The organism is Pseudomonas sp. NFR16 (assembly GCF_900108875.1).
Classification (GTDB): Bacteria; Pseudomonadota; Gammaproteobacteria; order Pseudomonadales; family Pseudomonadaceae; genus Aquipseudomonas.
The window spans coordinates 293,474-312,082 of the sequence record NZ_FNYJ01000007.1 but is presented as its reverse complement, the minus strand read 5'-3'; the positions used below and the strand labels follow the sequence as shown (position 1 = coordinate 312,082).

Here is an 18,609-nt window from a genome sequence, read left to right as displayed (position 1 = left end):
ACGACATGACGGTTTTAGAAGCGATAAAGAAAGCATCACGCATGAAGTGGTCGGGGCTGGCCGTGATGCTGGTGGGTGTGATTCAACTGGCGATGTTCCTGGTGCTGTTCATCTACGATTTTGGTGAGCAACTCAAGGCCAGCTTCCTCTCCAGACTTGGCTACGCGCTTCAGGATATCTGCCTGATCGCCTACGAAAACACGCGTTTTCTGCAACTGCTCTGGGACGCGACGCCCCGCGTGAATGTCTATCAGCCGTTCAGCGTGGAAACGCTCATGTTTTTCGGAATCATGGTGATCGTGGCGACTGGCAGCTACATCCGCAGGTGTGGGAAACAGCTGTCGGCAGACATTGCCGCTATCCGGAAAAAAGCCCGGGACGAGCTGTGGTTGCGCTCCATGCTCCCGCAGGATCAGGCCACCACGGTCATCAATGAGCCGGCCAGTGTTACAGTGCTGACGCTGCAAATGCCGCCCGGCGAAGTAAAGAACTGGTGGGAGCGTCCCGCCGGCATGCTCCTGATGGGATTGGCGACGACCTACCTGGCGGCCTATCTGACCAAAGTTTCCGGGCTGACCTGAGGATATATTCGCGAGGCGGAGGGTCTGTAACCCCATGAATAAACCTTCCCTTCCCGCCTGGTTGCGCCGTCTCCTGCGTCCACTCCTGGACCCGTACCGCCGTTATCGGCACGCGCGATACATTCACGCGGGCCGTATCGTGGTGGGTCTGCTGGTGTCGATCTTGCTGACAACGGGGATTCATCTGCCTCACGGCGAGTGGGCGTCGGTGACGATGTTGATCGTGATCGGTGGCCTGCAGCACCACGGCAATATCGGCAAGAAATCGGTCGAGCGGGCTTACGGCACACTGATCGGCGCAGCGCTCGGGCTGGCGGTGGTGGCGCAAGAAAGTTATCTGGGCATGCCGCTGCTCACTTACGTGCTGATGTCGCTGATTTGCGGGTTCTTCGCCTATCACGCCATCGGCAAAGGTGGGTACACGGCGCTGCTCTCGGCGATCACGCTGTTCATCGTTGCAGGCCACGGCGACAACCCGATTACCGACGGGCTGTGGCGCACGGTGGATATCCTGATCGGCATCGCGCTTGCGCTGGCCTTCTCCTTCGCGCTGCCGTTGTACGCGGTGTACTCCTGGCGATACAACTTGGCGAGTGGACTGCGCGGCTGTGCCAAGGCCTATGACCGGATCGCCAGCGGGCAATCGATCGCCGCCGACGATCACGTGAAACTGACGGCGCGCCTGAACGCAACGATGCTGCAACTGCGTTCGCTCATGCCGTCGGTTTCCAAGGAAGTGAAGATATCGATGGTGGAGCTGGACGCCATTCAGGGGCATTTCCGCATGTGCCTGAGCACACTGGAGATTCTGTCCAACCTTCGCCCGGCGGATGTGGGCAGTGCGGGCCTGTCCGCTGAACACCGCAGGATCAGGCGTCTGTTGATCGGCATGGCTCGCGCGCTGCAGACCGGCGCGACCGAGCGCCTGGAGCGGCCTACCGAAACCCTGGCCGTCGGTCCGGACATCCCGACCGCATCCCCCGATGTGCTGGGTTATCAATTGATGACACGGCAGTTCACGCTCAATCTCGAAGCCCTGCAGCAACGGCTGGCAAAAACCGCGAAGGCCTGGAAGATCTGACCTTCGCCTGCCACTGCTTCAATAAACCGAGGGCACGACCATTTCACGCGGCACAGGTGCGCGCAGATAGTTGGCGTTGTATTCCCGCTCCGGCAGGACCACTTGCGGCGACTCCACATCGCCGCGCGGGATCTGCTGCAGCAAGTGATGAATGCAATTCAGTCGCGCGCGCTTCTTGTCATCGGCTTCCACGATCCACCAAGGCGCGACGTCGGTGTGCGAACGGGTGAGCATCTCTTCCTTGGCGCGCGTGTAATCCTCCCAGCGACGGCGCGACTCCAGGTCCATCGGCGAGAGCTTCCACTGTTTCAGCGGGTCGTGGATGCGCATCAGGAAGCGACGATATTGCTCGTCGTCGGTGATGGAAAACCAGTACTTGATGAGGATGATGCCCGAGCGCACCAGCATCTTTTCGAACTCGGGAACGGTGCGGAAGAACTCTTCGTATTCTTCGTTGTTGCAGAAACCCATGACCCGCTCGACACCGGCGCGGTTGTACCAGCTGCGATCGAACAGCACCATTTCACCCGCCGCCGGCAGATGCGACACATAGCGCTGAAAGTACCATTGCGTGCGTTCGCGCTCGCTGGGCGCAGTCAACGCAGCGACACGGCACACCCGTGGATTGAGGCGTTGCGTGATGCGCTTGATGGCACCACCCTTTCCGGCCGCGTCACGTCCTTCAAACAGCACCACCACCTTGAGCTTCTGGCTGACGACCCAATCCTGCAGCTTGACCAGTTCGCCCTGCAACCGCAGCAATTCGCGAAAATACACCCGCCGATCAATGCCCTTCGGCACCTCTTCCCCCAGATCGGAAAGCAGGCCGTCCAGACGGGCGTCGTCGTATTCCATCTCCAGCTCTTCGTCGAAACTGTCGAGAATGTCGGCGTGGATGTAGCGGGCTGTTTCGGATAAATCCAGAGTCATGGCAGGCTCCCGGCGTGGATTCAGAGGGTCAGGGGCCGATTTAGACATGCTGGGGGTGACAGCTGAATGACAGGGCGATGACAGCAGAGAAAAGTCCTACGGGCTCGATCTATGCTCTCCGACGATGGACGCCATGTCGACGTGCATGCCTCAGTAAGTCGGCGGCGTGATGACCCAAAGGACCACTGCATCGGTCTCGCCTGGATTTCCATAGCGATGCGGCTCGTGACTGGCAAAGCGGAAGCTGTCGCCCTCACCGAGCAGGAAATGCCGCTCGCCCACCCACAGCTCGAAGGTCCCCGTCAGGACATAGCCGACTTCCTCACCTTCATGGGTGTAACTGGTGCGGTTGTAGGCACCGGGCGGGAAGCGCGAGTGAACCATCTCGATCTGACCGCTCGGACTGGGCGTGAGCAATTGATCATGGATGCCGTCATCGTAGTGGATGTTCTGCCGGCTTTCCCTGCGCACGACATAACCGGCATCGGCCTCGCTGACGTCGGATTTGGTCGAAAAAAACCACTGTATGTTGACGCCCAGACAACGGCCGATTTTCAGCAGCGTATCCACCGAGGGGCGGGACAGGTCCCGCTCGAGCTGGCTGATATAACCCACCGACAACTGGCTGCGCTGCGCCAGCTCTGCCAGGGTCAGGCCCTGACGCTTGCGCAACCCGCGGATCCGCTCGCCCAGAAAACTCTCGCCAGCAGGTGCATCTTGCGCGGACGTGCTCGCCTTCCTGGCGCTGTCGCGGGTAACTCCTTTACTCATCATCTACCTCGGTAACGGTCTGCTGGATGCACGTAGCAGCGTGAAGTGTAAGCGGCTGGCTGGAAAAAGAATCAACGCGTGGCACGTGTTTTTAACCAGTAGTGAAATTCTGTCTGTTTTTTTCACAAAATGATCATTCCTGTCTTCTTTTTTCACCAACGCTGGATTAGTCTCTGGACAAGCCCGCACGTCATGCCGAGGCGACAACGATAAAGAAACTCGCCATCGCACGCCGAAGAACGCGTCATGGCAACCAGCTCCAGCTTCCCCGTATTTCAACCATTGCCTGTTTCTATCCGTTTACCCCTGTGCAGCCAAGGGCGTGCCTGCGTGCCCCTTTGGCTCTCGAAAAAGAGCCCGACGGCCAAAGGAAAATGTTGATGAACAGTAAGAACCTGAAGATTGCATGCGCGTTGTTGATGCTCACACCTCTGTCAGCCATGGCGGCGCAGAACCTGGTCATCGTCGGCTTCGGCGGTGCGGCGCAGAAAATCCAGAATTCGACGATCTTCGAGCCTTTCTCGAAAAAGGCTGGCGTCGGCGTGGTGCAGACCGAATACAACGGGGAAATGGCCAAGATCAAAGTAATGGCCGAAACCGGTCATGCCGACTGGGACGTCGTGCAGGTCGAGGCCCCGGACCTTGAGCGCGGTTGCGCGGAAGGCCTTTTCGAAAAGCTCGAATGGCCCGCGCTTGCGGCCGGCCAGCAACTGATCGAAGGTTCGCAACAGGAGTGCGGTTCGGCTGCGCTGGTGTGGGGCATGCCGCTGGTCTATGCCACCGACAAGGTCAAAACCGTACCGGGCAGTTGGGCGGACTTCTGGGACACCGAGAAGTACCCCGGCAAACGCGGCCTGCGCAAAGGCGCGATGTACACCCTCGAATATGCCCTGCTGGCGGACGGCGTTCCGGCTGCGGACATTTATAAAGTGCTGAACACGCCGGCGGGTGTCGATCGTGCGTTCGCCAAGTTGGATAAACTCAAGCCATACATTCAATGGTGGGAAGCCGGATCGCAGCCGATGCAGTGGCTTGCTTCTGGCGACGTGGTCATGACGACGACCTTCAGCGGTCGCGGCGCCGTTGCCGCGAGCGAAGGCCTGAAAGTCGCGCCTATCTGGAAAGGCTCGCTGTACAGCATGGATTACTGGACCATCGTCAAAGGCTCGAAAAACAAGGCCGCGGCCAACGCGTTCATCACTTATGCCAACGGGCAAGCGCCGCAGCAGGCGTTCTCCCAGGCCATCGCGTATGGCGTGACGAACAAGGCGCTCAGCGACAAGCTTGACCCGGCCAAAGCCCCGTGGATTCCAACGTCGCCACAGAACATGGCCGTCGCAGTGCCGCTGAATATTGAGTTCTGGGTCGATCACGGCGAAGAGCTGGAAGAACGCCTGAACGCCTGGCTGGCCCGCTGAACCGGCCGCCTGAACAACCTTTCGGAGGAATAATGACTCACCCGTACAGCCCGCAGGAATGGCAGCTCAGGCAAGAACTGGCTGCCTGCTATCGACTGGTTGCTCACTACAAAATGACCGACCTGATATCGACGCACATTTCTCTGCGCATTCCAGGCCCCGAACATCACTTCCTGATCAACCCGTATGGGCTGTTCTTCGAGGAAATCACCGCGTCGAACCTGGTGAAAATCGACCTGGACGGCAACAAGGTGCAAGCCTCGGAATTTCCGGTCAACCCGGCCGGGTTCGTTATCCACAGCGCTATCCATAGGGCGCGGGACGATGCGCAGTGCGTGTTGCATACGCACACCAAGGCGGGGTGCGCGGTGGCAGCGCAGGAAAGCGGGCTGTTGCCGGTCAATCAGATTTCGCTGGAGTTCTACGGGCGCGTCGGGTACCACGATTACGAAGGCATCGCGCTGGATTTCAGCGAGCAGCAGCGCCTTGTCGCCGATCTTGGCGACAGCTCGGTCATGATCCTGCGCAATCACGGCTTGCTGACAGTCGGCGACAGCGTCAAACAAGCGTTTTTGCGCATGTATTACCTGGAGAAGGCATGCGAAATCCAGATCGCCGCACAAGCGGGCGGTGCTTTGCGCTATCCGCCCGATGAAGTGTGTCGGCGCACCGAACGGCAATTCAACGAACCCGGGCAGGATGTCGCGCAGGGCGAGTTGAGCGATCCGGACGCGGTCAACTTTGCCTGGGCGGCATTGCTGCGATTACTCGATCGAGTGGCACCGGACTACAAAAACTGAGGAGGGAAGCGGTTAAGATTGCCCGCTTACCTACGGAGACTCGCCCCTTGCCCGACACTCGCCCTCCCGCGCTGGATGAAATCGACCGTCAACTGATCGCTGCGCTGCAGATCAACGCCCGCGAGCCAGTCGCCAATCTGGCCCGTCAATTAGGGATCGCGCGCACGACAGTGACGTCTCGTCTCGCGCGTCTGGAAAAGAGCAAAATCATCACCGGTTACGGCGTGCGTCTGAGTCAGCGCGTGGTTGATGGCGGGCTGCAGGCGTATGTCGGGATCACCGTGCAACCGCGGTCGGGCAAGGAAGTCCTGCGACGGTTGACCGCTCTGGCTCAGGTGCAGCAACTATGTGCGGTCAGTGGCGAATTCGATTACGTGGCATGGCTGCGCACCGACTCGCCGGAGCAACTGGACCAATTGCTGGATCTGATCGGCAGCGTGGACGGTGTGGAGAAGACCACGACATCGATCATTCTCAGCAGCAAGATCGATCGGGGACAGCCGGTCTGATGAAGCCATTGCAAAGTGATGCATGACCTCGTCATATCGACGTGAATCTCTACACAACGACAACACTCTGCGTCTTATTAACGTCTCAACTGTTATCTAGACTTTCCCCTTTCGCGCCACAGTCGAACAAGGTCAGTCATGAAGAACAATCGCCATCCCGCCGACGGAAAGAAGCCGATCACGATTTTCGGCCCCGACTTCCCTTTTGCCTTCGATGACTGGATCGAGCACCCGGCCGGGCTGGGCAGCATTCCAACAGAAAATCTCGGCAAGGAAGTCGCCATCGTCGGCGCCGGGATTGCCGGTCTCGTGGCGGCGTATGAGCTCATGAAGCTGGGCCTCAAGCCCGTCGTCTACGAGGCGTCGAAAATGGGTGGCCGCTTGCGCTCGCAGCAGTTCGAGGGCGCCGAAGGCATCATTGCCGAACTGGGCGGAATGCGCTTTCCGGTCTCATCCACGGCTTTTTATCACTATGTCGACAAACTGGGCCTTGAGTCCAAACCCTTCCCCAACCCGTTGACGGGCGCATCCGGCAGCACCGTGATCGATCTGGAAGGCACCACGTATTACGCACAAAAGCCGTCGGACTTGCCCGCACTGTTTCACGAAGTGGCTGACGCGTGGGCGGACGCCCTGGAAGATGGCGCGCAATTCGCCGACATCCAGCAAGCCATTCGCGACCGCGACGTCCCCCGCCTCAAAACGTTGTGGAACAAGCTCGTGCCGCTGTGGGACGACCGCACGTTCTACGATTTCGTCGCCACCTCCAAGGCGTTCGCCAAACTGTCGTTCTACCACCGCGAAGTGTTTGGTCAGGTCGGGTTTGGCACCGGCGGCTGGGACTCTGATTTCCCGAACTCGATGCTGGAAATCTTCCGCGTGGTCATGACCAACTGCGACGATCATCAACATTTGATCGTCGGCGGCGTAGAGCAGGTGCCGCTGGGGATCTGGCGCCACGTGCCTGAGCGCTGCGTTCACTGGCCGGAAGGCACCAGCCTGTCGTCGTTGCATCGCGGGGCGCCGCGTACAGGCGTCAAGCGTATCGCACGCGCCCCCGATGGCCAGTTCGCGGTCACCGACAACTGGGGCGATACCCGACACTACGATGCCGTTCTGGCCACCTGCCAGAGTTGGCTGCTGACCACTCAGATCGAGTGCGAAGAGTCGCTGTTCTCGCAGAAAATGTGGATGGCGCTGGACCGCACACGCTATATGCAGTCGTCTAAAACCTTTGTCATGGTCGATCGCCCGTTCTGGAAGGATAAGGACCCGGAAACGGGCCGCGATGTGATGAGCATGACGCTGACCGATCGTCTGACCCGCGGCACTTACCTGTTCGAAAACGGCACCTATTCCAACGGCGTCGACAAACCGGGCGTGATTTGTCTGTCCTACTCGTGGATGAGCGATGCGCTGAAGATGCTGCCGCACCCTGTGGAAAAGCGCGTGAGTCTGGCACTCGGCGCGCTGAAAAAGATTTATCCGAAAGTGGACATTGCCGCGCGGATCATCGGAGATCCGATCACGGTGTCGTGGGAAGCAGACCCGCACTTCCTCGGCGCTTTCAAAGGCGCCCTGCCGGGCCACTATCGCTACAACCAGCGGATGTACGCGCACTTCATGCAAAAGGACATGCCTGACGAACATCGCGGCATTTTCATCGCCGGTGACGACGTTTCCTGGACGCCGGCCTGGGTCGAAGGCGCGGTGCAGACCTCGCTCAACGCTGTCTGGGGCATCATGACCCACTTCGGTGGCAAGACCCACGCTGAAAATCCGGGTCCTGGCGATGTATTCCACGAAATCGGCCCGATCGCGTTGCCGGAATAAGGAGTTGTCCATGCGCGTTGCCCTCTATCAATGCCCACCGCTGCCACTGGACATAGACGCCAACCTTCGGCGCCTTGAGGTTCAGGCCGTCGAGGCCGCGAGCAAAGGGGCAGCGTTACTGGTCTGTCCGGAAATGTTTCTGAGCGGCTACAACATCGGTGCTCAGGCGGCGCGCAATCTTGCCCAGCCGAGCGACGGGCCGGCGGCACGGCTTATCGGCGAGATCGCGCGCAAGACCGGTGTGGCCATTCTCTACGGCTATCCGGAAATGAGCGCCGACGATCAGGTCTACAACGCAGTGCAGTTGATCGACGCTCAAGGCGTGCGCGCCTGCAATTACCGTAAGACGCATCTGTATGGCGACCTGGACAAGTCGATGTTCAGTGCAGGCGATGAGCATTTTCCGGTGGTCGACTTCAACGGCTGGAAGCTCGGATTCCTGATCTGCTACGACGTTGAGTTTCCCGAAAACACGCGCCGCCTCGCGCTGGCAGGTGCCGATCTGATCCTGGTGCCGACCGCCAACATGGCGCCTTACGACTTCGTTGCGGAAGTCACCGTTCGGGCGCGGGCTTTCGAAAACCAGTGTTATCTGGTCTACGCCAATTACTGCGGCAGCGAAGGCGACATTCATTACTGCGGGCTGAGCAGCATCTGCGCGCCGGACGGTAAGCAGATCGGCCTGGCCGCTCAAGACGAAGCCCTGGTGGTCGCCGATCTGGACCGCAGCCTGATGAGCGAATCCCAGGCCATCAATACCTATTTCAAGGACCGCCGGCCCGGCTTCTATGCGGGACTCGTCAAGCGCTGAAGGCAATATTGATCATCCACAGTCTGCGTCCCTGTAGGACCCGGACTGTGCTGAAAATGCCTGCGTCTCACACCCTTCGTGTCGTTATCCGCTAGCATGAGCAGTCACTTTCCAGAGCTGCTGCGGAATACGTCATGCCTGCGCCCGAATCATCCAACCATCGCTCCCTGACCTTGCCCAACGGTCTGCGCGTGGTGCTGTGCTCGGCGCCGCGTCTGAAGCGTTGCGCGGCGGCCTTGCGAGTGGCAGCCGGCAGTCACGATGTTCCGTCACAATGGCCCGGCCTCGCGCACTTTCTCGAGCACCTGTTCTTCCTCGGCACCGAACGATTTCCGTCCGGCGACAACCTCATGGCGTTCGTGCAACGCCACGGCGGACAGGTCAATGCGAGCACGCGCGAGCGCACCACCGATTTCTTTTTCGAGCTGCCACCCGCCGTTTTTGCCGATGCCCTGGATCGATTGTGCGAGATGCTGACCCACCCGCGCATGACCATGGCCGATCAGTTGCGTGAGCGTGAGGTGTTGCATGCCGAGTTCATTGCCTGGTCCCGGGACGGGGCGTCGCGCGATCAGATACAGCGGCTGCAGGCTTTATCGGCCCTGCATCCGTTGCGCGGGTTCCACGCCGGCAATCGTTTCAGCCTTCCCGTTCCGCGCCCGACGTTTCAACAAGCATTGCAGGACTTCTACCGGACGTTCTACCAAGCGGCGCAGATGACCCTGAGCCTCGCAGGGCCCCAAACGCTGGATGAGTTGCAGGCGTTGGCGACTCGCTATGGCGGATATTTCGCCCAGGGCCGTCGGGTCGCTCAATCAAGCGCCCCGGCGCTCGTGGATTCAAGAACTTCGCACCCCGATTCCGACTCGCGCGACACGCACCTGATGTTTGCGTGTGAAGGCTTGCCGCAAGGACATGAGCAGGCCGCTGCGTTTCTATGCAGCTGGATGAACAACGCGCAGCCGGGTGGTCTGGTGGCCAGCCTGCGAGATCAGGGTTTGATCGGGTCACTCACTGCAGAGGTTGTGTACGCGTTCGACGGGCAGCTTTTGCTCGACATCGACATTGCCCTCGCCGAGGTCGCGGCGGACCAAGCGCCTTCAAGCGAAACGGCTTACGTGATTTCGAGACGGCTCTTCGATTGGCTGGCCTTTTTCAAATCGCGCTTTGCTGAGCTCATCGACGAATACGCCCTGCTCGCTCAACGTCGCCTCGCAGTCAGCAACGCGTTGTCTCTGGCCCGGCATTTTTGCGCAGAGCCAGACGAACCAGGCCTGTCGAGCCAAGCCGTCACCGCCCTTAATGCCCTGATCGCCCAACTCACGCCGGAAACCCAGTTACCGCCACAGCCGAAACCGCTGAAAAACGACACCTTTAACGTTGATTGGCGCCTGCCCGAGCCCAACCCGTTCTTGCGTCCGATTGCCAAGGTCACCACGCTGACCCGCCCACTTCCCGCGTTAACATTCAGCGACCATTTGCCTGGACACCGTCCAGGCGAGGGCGAAGCGGCGGTGTATCTGCGCTGGATGCTGAGCGCTCCTCAGCCGCAGCTCGCGCGGATGCTGAACGAAGGCCTGAAGCGTCTGATCGCCGACGCACAGGAAGCCGGCATCACTCTGGCGTTCACGTCCTACGGTAACTTCTGGCAATTGAAACTGACCGGAATGGCCGAGCCCATTCCGGCCGTCCTCGAACAGGCATTGCGCGCGTTAGCTCAGCCCACTGAGGAAACCCTGGCGCGTTATGGGCAGCCGAATGAGGAACCTGCGCCGATGCTGATTCGGCAGTTGCTGAGAACACTGCCCGATCATTATTTGAACAGCGGCGTCATGTCCCAGACGCAGGATTTACAGCGTGTCTGGGCGGATGCTCGCTGGGCAGGCCTGGCCGTCGGGCTTGATCCCGTCGCGCAGGACGCGCTCAAGCACGCTGCACAATTTGCGCCCGGCAAGCCCGACGCCTCGGCACCAGAGATCACAGGGAGGCAAGAAGGCCAGTTCTGGCAAACCGAGCCGTCGGACTCTTCTGAAAACGCTGTGCTTTTGTTCTATCCAACGCCTTCTTCGTCTGTGCACGACGAAGCGATCTGGCGACTGCTTGCACAACTGATACAGGCGCCGTTTTATCAGCGCCTGCGGGTCGAGTTGCAATTGGGCTACGCCGTTTTCAGCGGTTTCCGACAAATCGCCGGAAACGGTGGCCTGTTGTTTGGGGTCCAGTCACCTTCCGCCAGTGCGGGTGTGCTGGTCGATCAGATTGAATCCTTCCTCCGCACACTGCCGACACAGGTCGAGAACGCGGACCTGACCGTTCAGATCAGAGCCCTGCGCGATCAGCTCGACCCCGCGACCATGGACAGTCAGCAGGCCTCCGAGCTGATCTGGCAGGCACACATGGCAGGCCATCGGGACGATTACCTCGTACGGCTGCAACATTCGCTTGCACATCTTCAGCCCATAGAACTGCTGGACGCCGCTCGTCGCCTGGGCGAGGGTTCGGCCAATCGTCTTTGCTTGTCGAACCGCTCAAGCCCCAGCGAGTGAGCCGTTTGGCAGGTCAATCATTGCCAGGATTGCAAAAATCTTTATCGGATATTTCATCATTGAAGTCCCGAGATTTTTAGTAACATAGCTCCCTAAGCATTTGAACGTCTCCTCTCGCAGGTGTACTAAAGATGTACTCACCCACCGTTGCATTAACCCAGAAGGAGTCTTTTATGTGGACTAAACCTGCTTACACTGATCTGCGTATCGGCTTTGAAGTCACCATGTACTTCGCGAGCCGTTGATTTTTGCGCGGTGAGAAGCCTCGGTTCGCCGGGGCTTTTTTGTTACAGCGTTCAGGATTTTCAGGCCTCGTGAGGCCATCGGTACGGAGCACACATGCACATCCAGATTCTCGGTTCGGCGGCGGGCGGCGGTTTTCCACAATGGAACTGCAACTGCGTTAACTGCGCAGGTTTTCGCGACGGCAGCCTGCGGGCTCACGCGCGCACCCAGTCGTCCATTGCCTTGTCCGACGACGGCGTGAATTGGGTCTTGTGCAACGCTTCACCCGATATCCGCGCTCAACTCCAGAGCTTCGCGCCCATGCAGCCTAACCGCGGCCTGCGGGATACGGGGATCAGCGCAATCATCCTGATGGACAGCCAGATCGACCACACGACCGGTTTGCTCAGCCTGCGTGAAGGTTGCCCGCATCAGGTCTGGTGCACGGACATGGTCCACGAAGACCTGACGACCGGCTTCCCGCTGTTCAACATGCTCAAGCACTGGAACGGCGGGCTGGCGTGGAATCGCATCGAGCTTGAGGGCAGCTTCGTAATTCCGGCCTGTCCGAATCTTCGCTTTACGCCATTTCCACTGCGTAGCGCGGCACCGCCCTACTCGCCGCACCGCTTCGACCCACACCCGGGCGATAACATTGGCTTGATGGTGGAAGACCTCAGGACCGGCGGAAAGCTGTTCTACGCGCCAGGCCTCGGCAAAGTCGATGATGCCCTCATGGAAAAAATGAGCGGCGCCGACTGCCTGCTGGTGGACGGCACGATGTGGGACGACGATGAGATGAAGCGTCGCGGCGTCGGCACACGAACAGGCACCGAGATGGGCCACCTAGCGCAGAATGGCCCCGGCGGCATGCTCGAAGTGCTGGAAAAACTGCCTGAACAACGCAAGGTGCTCATTCACATCAACAACACGAACCCGATTCTCGACGAGGATTCGCCCGAGCGCGCAGAACTCGCACGCCGTCATGTTGAAGTGGCATTCGATGGCATGAGCATCGAGCTGTAATGGGCGCCACTGGCGTTTTAACAGTGGGACTGAGCTTGCGCAGGACGCCGGTGCATTCGGTTGAAAATCAAGTTGCCCGGCAGTCAGCATTCGCGAGCAAGCTCGCTCCCGCAGGGGTAGCGCGAATGCGTTCGCGACCACCGCTTCAAGCCACAGAATCCGAGACAAATGGGTAAGGAACATGCCGACATGAGTGAGCCAACACCACTGTCCCCCGCTGAGTTCGAACAGGCCTTGCGTGCCAAGGGCGCGTATTACCACATCTACCATCCGTTTCACGTGGCGATGTATGAAGGCCGCGCGACGCGCGAGCAGATTCAGGGCTGGGTCGCCAACCGTTTTTACTACCAAGTGAACATCCCGCTCAAGGATGCTGCGATTCTGGCCAACTGCCCGGACCGCGAGATCCGCCGCGAGTGGATTCAGCGCCTGCTCGACCACGACGGCGCACCGGGCGAAGACGGCGGCATTGAAGCCTGGTTGCGGCTGGGCCAGGCGGTAGGACTGGATCCGGATCAACTTCGCTCGCAGGAATTGGTCCTGCCCGGCGTACGATTTGCCGTCGATGCGTATGTGAACTTCGCCCGTCGAGCCAACTGGCAGGAAGCCGCCAGCAGCTCACTGACTGAACTGTTCGCTCCGCAGATCCACCAGTCGCGACTGGACAGTTGGCCGCAGCATTACCCGTGGATCGACCCGGCCGGTTACGAGTATTTCCGCGCACGCCTGGGTCAGGCGCGTCGGGATGTCGAACACGGGCTCGCAATCACGTTGCAGCACTACACGACGTGGGAAGGCCAGCAGCGCATGCTGGAAATTCTGCAGTTCAAACTCGACATTTTGTGGAGCATGCTGGACGCCATGAGCATGGCTTATGAGCTGAACCGCCCGCCCTATCACAGCGTGACCGACCAACGCGTCTGGCACAAAGGAATCGCCCTATGAGCTTCAACCGCGAACAAGTGCCGAGCTGGCGCCGTGGCTATCGCTTTCAGTTTGAACCGGCGCAGAACGGTCACGTATTGCTTTACCCCGAAGGCATGATCAAGCTCAACGAGAGCGCCAGCGCCATTGGCGGCCTGATCGATGGTCAGCGCAGCGTGGGTGCGATCATCGCCGTGCTCGATGAGCAATTCCCCGGCGTTCCCGAGCTCGGCACCGACGTCGAGCAATTCATGGAGGTCGCTCGTGCTGAACACTGGATCGAACTTGCCTGAAGCGCCGGTGACCGAGTCCAAGGTGCACATACCACCGACACCGCCTGTCGGGCTGCCGCTGTGGCTGCTCGCCGAGCTGACCTACCGCTGTCCTCTGCAGTGTCCGTATTGTTCCAACCCGCTGGACTTCGCACGTCAGGGTCAGGAGCTGACCACCGAACAATGGTTCAAAGTGATGGCCGAAGCCAGGCAGATGGGCGCCGCGCAAATCGGGTTTTCCGGCGGTGAGCCCCTGGTGCGGCAAGACCTCGCCCAACTGATCGCAGAGGCCCGGCGCCTGGGCTTCTACACCAACCTGATCACGTCCGGCATCGGCCTGACCGAACAGAAGATCATCGACTTCAAGGAAGCCGGTCTGGACCACATTCAGATCAGTTTTCAAGCCAGCGACGAGCAAGTGAACAACATGCTCGCAGGCTCGAAAAAGGCATTTGCCCAGAAGCTGGAAATGGCCCGCGCGGTGAAGAAGCACGGCTATCCGATGGTGCTCAACTTCGTCACCCACCGGCACAATATCGACAAGATCGACAAGATCATCGAGCTCTGCGTGGCGCTGGAGGCGGACTTCGTCGAATTGGCCACCTGCCAGTTCTACGGTTGGGCGCACCTGAATCGAGTGGGCTTGCTGCCGACCAAGGAACAGTTGGTCCGCGCTGAACGCATCACCAATGAATACCGCGAGAAGCTCGCGGCAGAGAATCATCCGGTCAAGCTGATCTTCGTCACACCCGACTACTACGAAGAGCGCCCCAAAGCCTGCATGAACGGCTGGGGTAATTTGTTTCTGACCGTGACGCCGGATGGCACCGCCCTGCCTTGCCACGGCGCGCGACAGATGCCGATCCAGTTTCCCAATGTGCGCGATCACAGCATGCAACATATCTGGTACGAGTCGTTTGGCTTCAACCGCTTCCGTGGTTACGAGTGGATGCCCGAGCCGTGCCGCTCTTGCGACGAGAAAGAAAAGGATTTCGGCGGCTGTCGCTGTCAGGCCTTCATGTTGACCGGTGATGCAAGCAACGCCGACCCGGTGTGCAGCAAGTCGCCACAGCATCACCTGATCACCCAGGCCCGCGACGAAGCCGAGTATGCTAGCCAGACCATCGAGCAACTGGCCTTTCGCAATGAACGAAACTCACGCCTCATCGCAAAATCCTGATTTGTTCTCTGCCGCCCAAGCTGTGGCGGCAGGCGTCGATTTCGCCGAACTGTGCGTCGGTCCCGCGGGTCTCTTCTGGAACGAATTTCGCCCGCAGGACGCCGCTTCGCGTATCTGGCGCTGGAGCGACGGCGTCACCACGTGCCTGACGCCGGATGGCTTCAGCGCGCGCAGCAGGGTTTATGAATATGGCGGAGGCTCGTTCTGCCTGAGCGACGAAGCCGTGGTGTTCGTCAACGAAGCCGATCAACAGATTTATCTCCAGCCCTTCGACACCAAAGTCCCCCACGCACTGACCCACGGCGACAAGCGCTACGGCGATGTCCGGTTCGGGTTCGGGCAGATTCTGGCAGTCGAGGAAGACAATGACGTTCATCGCCTGGTGGCGTTCGACCTTATCGACGGCAGACGCCACGTTCTGGCTGAAGGGGCGGACTTCTACGCAGCGCCGACATTGAGCCCCGAGGGTGATCGTCTGGTGTGGATCGAGTGGTGGCGCCCGCACCAACCGTGGACGTCGACGCGTCTGCTCAGCACCGAGCGTCAGCCGGACGGGTCATGGGGGCTGCCGCACTGTCTGGCAGGCGGACTCGGGCTGGAAGCGCTGCAACAACCGCGCTTCGATGATCAGGGGCGCCTGTATTGCCTGACTGATCGCGGCGGTTTCTGGCAACCGTGGGTCGAGACGCTGGAAGGCCTCGAAGCGCTCCCCGCAGCCGCCGCCGACCATGCATCTGCGCCATGGCAATTGGGCAGTTCGAGCTGGTTGCCGCTCACCGATGGGGCCTATCTGGCCAGTTGGTTCCAGGACGGCTCTGGTCGTCTGGGCCTGTGTTCGGCTGATGGCTCAGTGCAGGATTTCAGCGGCGAATACAGCCGGTTCCGCAACCTGGCGATGGACGATCAACACTTTTATTGCATCGCGGCGTCAGCGACCCGCCCTTCGGCTGTCGTGGCGATCAGTCGTTCCGACCAGCGCGTGCAGGTGCTGGCCGGGGGTGTTGCGCCGCTGCCCGCCGAGCACATCAGTCGTCCGCAGACGCTGCGCTATCCGAGTGGTGACAGCGAGGCGCATGGCTATTTCTACCCCGCGATGAATGGCGCAGAAAAGCCGCCGCTGGTGGTGTTCATCCATGGCGGACCCACGTCGGCATGCTATCCGGTGCTCGATCCGCGCATCCAGTACTGGACGCAAAGGGGCTTCGCCGTCGCGGACCTGAATTATCGGGGCAGCACCGGCTATGGCCGCGCCTATCGCCAGGCGCTGTTTCTGGAATGGGGCGTCGTCGATGTGGAAGATGCCTGCGCCGTGGTCGAGTACCTGGGCAATCAGGGGCTCGTCGATCCGGCCAACGCGTTCATTCGAGGCGGCAGTGCCGGCGGATATACGACGCTGTGCGCGTTGGCGTTCAAGGATGTGTTCCGCGCTGGCGCGAGCCTGTATGGCGTCAGCGATCCTCTCGCACTGGCCGAGGCGACGCACAAGTTCGAAACGGATTATCTCGACTGGCTGATCGGCGACCCGGACATCGACATGGCGCGCTACCGCGAGCGCACCCCGCTGCTGCATGCCGACCAGATCAAAGTGCCGGTGATTTTCTTCCAGGGCGAACTCGATGCCGTGGTCGTGCCCGCCCAGACCCGCGACATGCTCAACGCCTTGACCGAAAAAGGCATCCCCGCCGAAGGCCATTTCTATCCCGAGGAACGCCATGGCTTCCGCAAAGCTAGCAATCTGGCTCACGCACTGGAGACCGAATGGGCGTTCTATCGAAAAGTAATGGACAGCTGAGGGCGTGACTGCGGTCTCTGTGGGCGGCATCAGCCGGTTCAGCCAGCTGGCGCCCACAGGGATTCAGATCGAAGTGCGTTAACCGGGCGCGATAACTTGCGGCTGGCGATGATGTACACCGCGTGGATGATGCCTGGGAAGTAACCGAGCAGGGTCAGCAGGATGTTGAGCCAGAAAGCGCCAGCGAATCCGACTTGCAGGAACACGCCCAGGGGTGGCAGCAGGATAGCGATGATGATGCGAATGATGTCCATGGGTGAAGCTCCTGAATGGTAATTGGCCCGTTGCGGCCACACAGCTAATCGACCCTGAGCGAATGCAGGGGTTCAACCGTGAATATCATTGCGCCACCCAATTCCCTTGCAAAAAAACGCCCCGCACCAAGACCCCGGCGCGAGGCGAAGCGTACAAAACGCAAGACGGTTCGAGAGACAATAGAATCGCTACGCCATGAGTCCGCTTGACATTGCCTGACGCTGCGCTTGGACGCTCGCGGTCGGGCGCGTCTGGCGAGCCGAGGCGATTTCGGGCACAGAGCCCGGCAGGTCGTCGATCCGGGCAGTGCACGCCTGACCACGAGCAAGCAGCGCCGAGCTTCGGGGACTGCGGTTGGAGTAATCGCCGAGCACGACGATATCGGCGCTGACGGCGTAGGTGTCTTCCGAAAGCAACCCACCGTTCTGCCCGACGCTACCTCGCGCCTCGTTGAGAATGAGCAGGATATTCAGCGCCTTGCACAATGTGGCAACACCCTGCACGTAAGCCGTCGTGGCTGGCGTGATGACCGTCTCGCCCTGAATGGGCTCAAGCACGATGGCGACGGTTCGTGAATCCACGGCGGCCTCGATCGCGGCCAGATCGTTGAATGGCACACGGCAGCAATCGTCGGTCAGTGCTTCGATCAGCGCGTCGAAACGACCTCCACTGCCAACCACGACGCCGCATTCCCCGCGCCGATGCAGCTCGCCCCATTTGCGCGCCAGTGTCATCGCCCCTGCGTACGCTGCCTGCTCGTCGATGAAGAAACCGGCCTGATCGCTGCCCGTGCGCTGACGCAGACGTTGCAGCGGCGAAAGCAATACAGGTTGCCCGGCGGAATGGCTGTCTTCAGCGACAGCGTTGCGCAACAGTTTGAAGAGGTTCATGCGCGCAATCCTTCCAGTGGCAGCCCCAGCAACCGGTCGCTCCAGTCCTCGACGCGGCCGGTGCGCAGACGCTTGAGGGCGATGTCGCGCCATCGGGACGACAGCGCCGGGCAGTCGGCGAGCTTTCTGAGCCCGCCATGCTCAAGCGGCTCGAGGTAGAACGTGCGCAAGGCCCAAGCGATCGTTAGGCCCGGATAGCTGCGCTGTACCAGCTCGAATGCGTCGTCGGGACTGACGAAACCCGGTTTGAGCACGCGATAGAACCAGCCACAGCGCCCGTTATCCTGGGCACGCTGGGGCAGTTCTTCGATGCCCCAGGTGTGGCTGAGCCGGTAGCAAGGCGAACGTGGCTGGCTGACCTGCAGCAGCGCGCCGCCCCAGCGAAACATGTCGCCCAGGCAGACATCTTCCTCGGTGAGGCCACGGGAGGAGAGATTTTCGCCGAAAGAAGGCGCGCACCAGTCGATGTGCGGATAAATGTTGCGCCAATAATCGTAATGCTCGGCGGGATAGTGATGCAGGGCGCGTTCCGGGCCGGTATGAAAACGCGGATCGCCGTGTTCGTCGCTGCCCAGCCCTTGCGGCCAGAGCCAAAGGCGTCGGTCCAGCCTGTGCTTATCGATATCGCTGATCAATCCATGACCCAGATTTTTCGCTTTACCTATAAAAACACCATCGACCTGGACACTGTTCATTGCGCTTTATGGCCCTGTAACCCCTGTGAGTTGGGCGTAGACTATGCCCCGGCAAGACAAACGACCATTT

The 18,609-nt window shown here is 60.1% G+C and carries 18 protein-coding genes and 1 pseudogene; 14 read left to right on the top strand and 5 right to left on the bottom strand.

Annotated elements, in window-relative coordinates; translation table 11 throughout:
- The first annotated feature begins 5 nt into the window (after positions 1–5).
- Both BMZ10_RS24750 and BMZ10_RS24745 read left to right on the top strand, forming a co-directional pair.
- Positions 6–581: a YniB family protein gene (locus tag BMZ10_RS24750; protein WP_177182216.1), complete on the top strand. Its 576-nt coding sequence runs from the start codon at positions 6–8 to the stop codon at positions 579–581.
- A 34-nt stretch (positions 582–615) separates the two neighbouring features.
- On the top strand, positions 616–1,662 hold the full coding sequence (locus tag BMZ10_RS24745; protein WP_093468645.1) for an FUSC family protein: 1,047 nt from the start codon (positions 616–618) through the stop codon (positions 1,660–1,662).
- An 18-nt stretch (positions 1,663–1,680) separates the two neighbouring features.
- Here BMZ10_RS24745 and ppk2 read toward each other — a convergent pair whose 3' ends face one another.
- Positions 1,681–2,592 (bottom strand): polyphosphate kinase 2, encoded by a 912-nt coding sequence (gene ppk2 / locus BMZ10_RS24740; protein WP_093468642.1) that lies wholly within the window; start codon positions 2,590–2,592, stop codon positions 1,681–1,683.
- A 150-nt stretch (positions 2,593–2,742) separates the two neighbouring features.
- Positions 2,743–3,363 (bottom strand): helix-turn-helix domain-containing protein, encoded by a 621-nt coding sequence (locus tag BMZ10_RS24735; RefSeq protein ID WP_093468639.1) that lies wholly within the window; start codon positions 3,361–3,363, stop codon positions 2,743–2,745.
- A 374-nt stretch (positions 3,364–3,737) separates the two neighbouring features.
- Here BMZ10_RS24735 and BMZ10_RS24730 point away from each other — a divergent pair, with 374 nt between their 5' ends.
- From BMZ10_RS24730 to BMZ10_RS24675, 12 genes are all read left to right on the top strand, one after another.
- Positions 3,738–4,781: an ABC transporter substrate-binding protein gene (locus BMZ10_RS24730; RefSeq protein WP_093468636.1), complete on the top strand. Its 1,044-nt coding sequence runs from the start codon at positions 3,738–3,740 to the stop codon at positions 4,779–4,781.
- A 32-nt stretch (positions 4,782–4,813) separates the two neighbouring features.
- Entirely contained in the window at positions 4,814–5,581 is a 768-nt protein-coding gene (locus BMZ10_RS24725; RefSeq protein ID WP_093468633.1) for a class II aldolase/adducin family protein, read from the top strand.
- 47 nt (positions 5,582–5,628) lie between these two features.
- Positions 5,629–6,090, top strand: coding sequence for an Lrp/AsnC family transcriptional regulator (locus tag BMZ10_RS24720; protein WP_093468630.1), 462 nt, complete (start codon positions 5,629–5,631; stop codon positions 6,088–6,090).
- A 138-nt stretch (positions 6,091–6,228) separates the two neighbouring features.
- Positions 6,229–7,923 carry a flavin monoamine oxidase family protein gene (locus tag BMZ10_RS24715; protein ID WP_093468628.1) on the top strand — a complete coding sequence of 565 codons (1,695 nt, stop codon included), beginning with the start codon at positions 6,229–6,231 and terminating at the stop codon, positions 7,921–7,923.
- A 10-nt stretch (positions 7,924–7,933) separates the two neighbouring features.
- The gene (locus tag BMZ10_RS24710; protein WP_093468625.1) at positions 7,934–8,734 is read left to right on the top strand and encodes a carbon-nitrogen hydrolase family protein; all 801 of its coding nucleotides are present in this window, start codon (positions 7,934–7,936) and stop codon (positions 8,732–8,734) included.
- 134 nt (positions 8,735–8,868) lie between these two features.
- Positions 8,869–11,280 carry a pyrroloquinoline quinone biosynthesis protein PqqF gene (gene pqqF / locus BMZ10_RS24705; protein ID WP_093468622.1) on the top strand — a complete coding sequence of 804 codons (2,412 nt, stop codon included), beginning with the start codon at positions 8,869–8,871 and terminating at the stop codon, positions 11,278–11,280.
- A gap of 173 nt (positions 11,281–11,453) precedes the next feature.
- Positions 11,454–11,525 (top strand): pyrroloquinoline quinone precursor peptide PqqA, encoded by a 72-nt coding sequence (gene pqqA, locus BMZ10_RS24700; RefSeq protein WP_008365141.1) that lies wholly within the window; start codon positions 11,454–11,456, stop codon positions 11,523–11,525.
- Positions 11,526–11,619: 94 nt separating this feature from the next.
- A complete protein-coding gene (gene pqqB, locus BMZ10_RS24695; RefSeq protein ID WP_093468619.1) occupies positions 11,620–12,531 on the top strand; it encodes a pyrroloquinoline quinone biosynthesis protein PqqB in 912 nt (303 codons plus the stop codon).
- Positions 12,532–12,720: 189 nt separating this feature from the next.
- Positions 12,721–13,476, top strand: a complete 756-nt coding sequence (gene pqqC / locus BMZ10_RS24690; RefSeq protein WP_093468616.1) for a pyrroloquinoline-quinone synthase PqqC — start codon at positions 12,721–12,723, stop codon at positions 13,474–13,476.
- The gene (gene pqqD, locus BMZ10_RS24685; RefSeq protein ID WP_093468613.1) at positions 13,473–13,748 is read left to right on the top strand and encodes a pyrroloquinoline quinone biosynthesis peptide chaperone PqqD; all 276 of its coding nucleotides are present in this window, start codon (positions 13,473–13,475) and stop codon (positions 13,746–13,748) included. Before pqqC ends, pqqD begins: the two co-directional genes overlap by 4 nt.
- Positions 13,720–14,907 carry a pyrroloquinoline quinone biosynthesis protein PqqE gene (gene pqqE, locus BMZ10_RS24680; protein ID WP_177182215.1) on the top strand — a complete coding sequence of 396 codons (1,188 nt, stop codon included), beginning with the start codon at positions 13,720–13,722 and terminating at the stop codon, positions 14,905–14,907. The genes pqqD and pqqE overlap by 29 nt, the downstream gene beginning before the upstream one ends.
- Positions 14,873–16,699 (top strand): S9 family peptidase, encoded by a 1,827-nt coding sequence (locus BMZ10_RS24675; protein ID WP_093468608.1) that lies wholly within the window; start codon positions 14,873–14,875, stop codon positions 16,697–16,699. The genes pqqE and BMZ10_RS24675 overlap by 35 nt, the downstream gene beginning before the upstream one ends.
- A gap of 98 nt (positions 16,700–16,797) precedes the next feature.
- Here the strand turns inward: BMZ10_RS24675 and BMZ10_RS24670 are convergent.
- From BMZ10_RS24670 to BMZ10_RS24660, 3 genes and pseudogenes are all read right to left on the bottom strand, one after another.
- Positions 16,798–16,953 (bottom strand): annotated as a pseudogene (locus tag BMZ10_RS24670) (YqaE/Pmp3 family membrane protein); the annotation flags it as partial.
- 189 nt (positions 16,954–17,142) lie between these two features.
- On the bottom strand, positions 17,143–17,844 hold the full coding sequence (locus BMZ10_RS24665) for an aminotransferase class III-fold pyridoxal phosphate-dependent enzyme (protein ID WP_177182214.1): 702 nt from the start codon (positions 17,842–17,844) through the stop codon (positions 17,143–17,145).
- Positions 17,841–18,539 (bottom strand): MOSC domain-containing protein, encoded by a 699-nt coding sequence (locus tag BMZ10_RS24660; RefSeq protein WP_093468600.1) that lies wholly within the window; start codon positions 18,537–18,539, stop codon positions 17,841–17,843. Before BMZ10_RS24660 ends, BMZ10_RS24665 begins: the two co-directional genes overlap by 4 nt.
- Between the last annotated feature and the right edge of the window lie 70 nt (positions 18,540–18,609).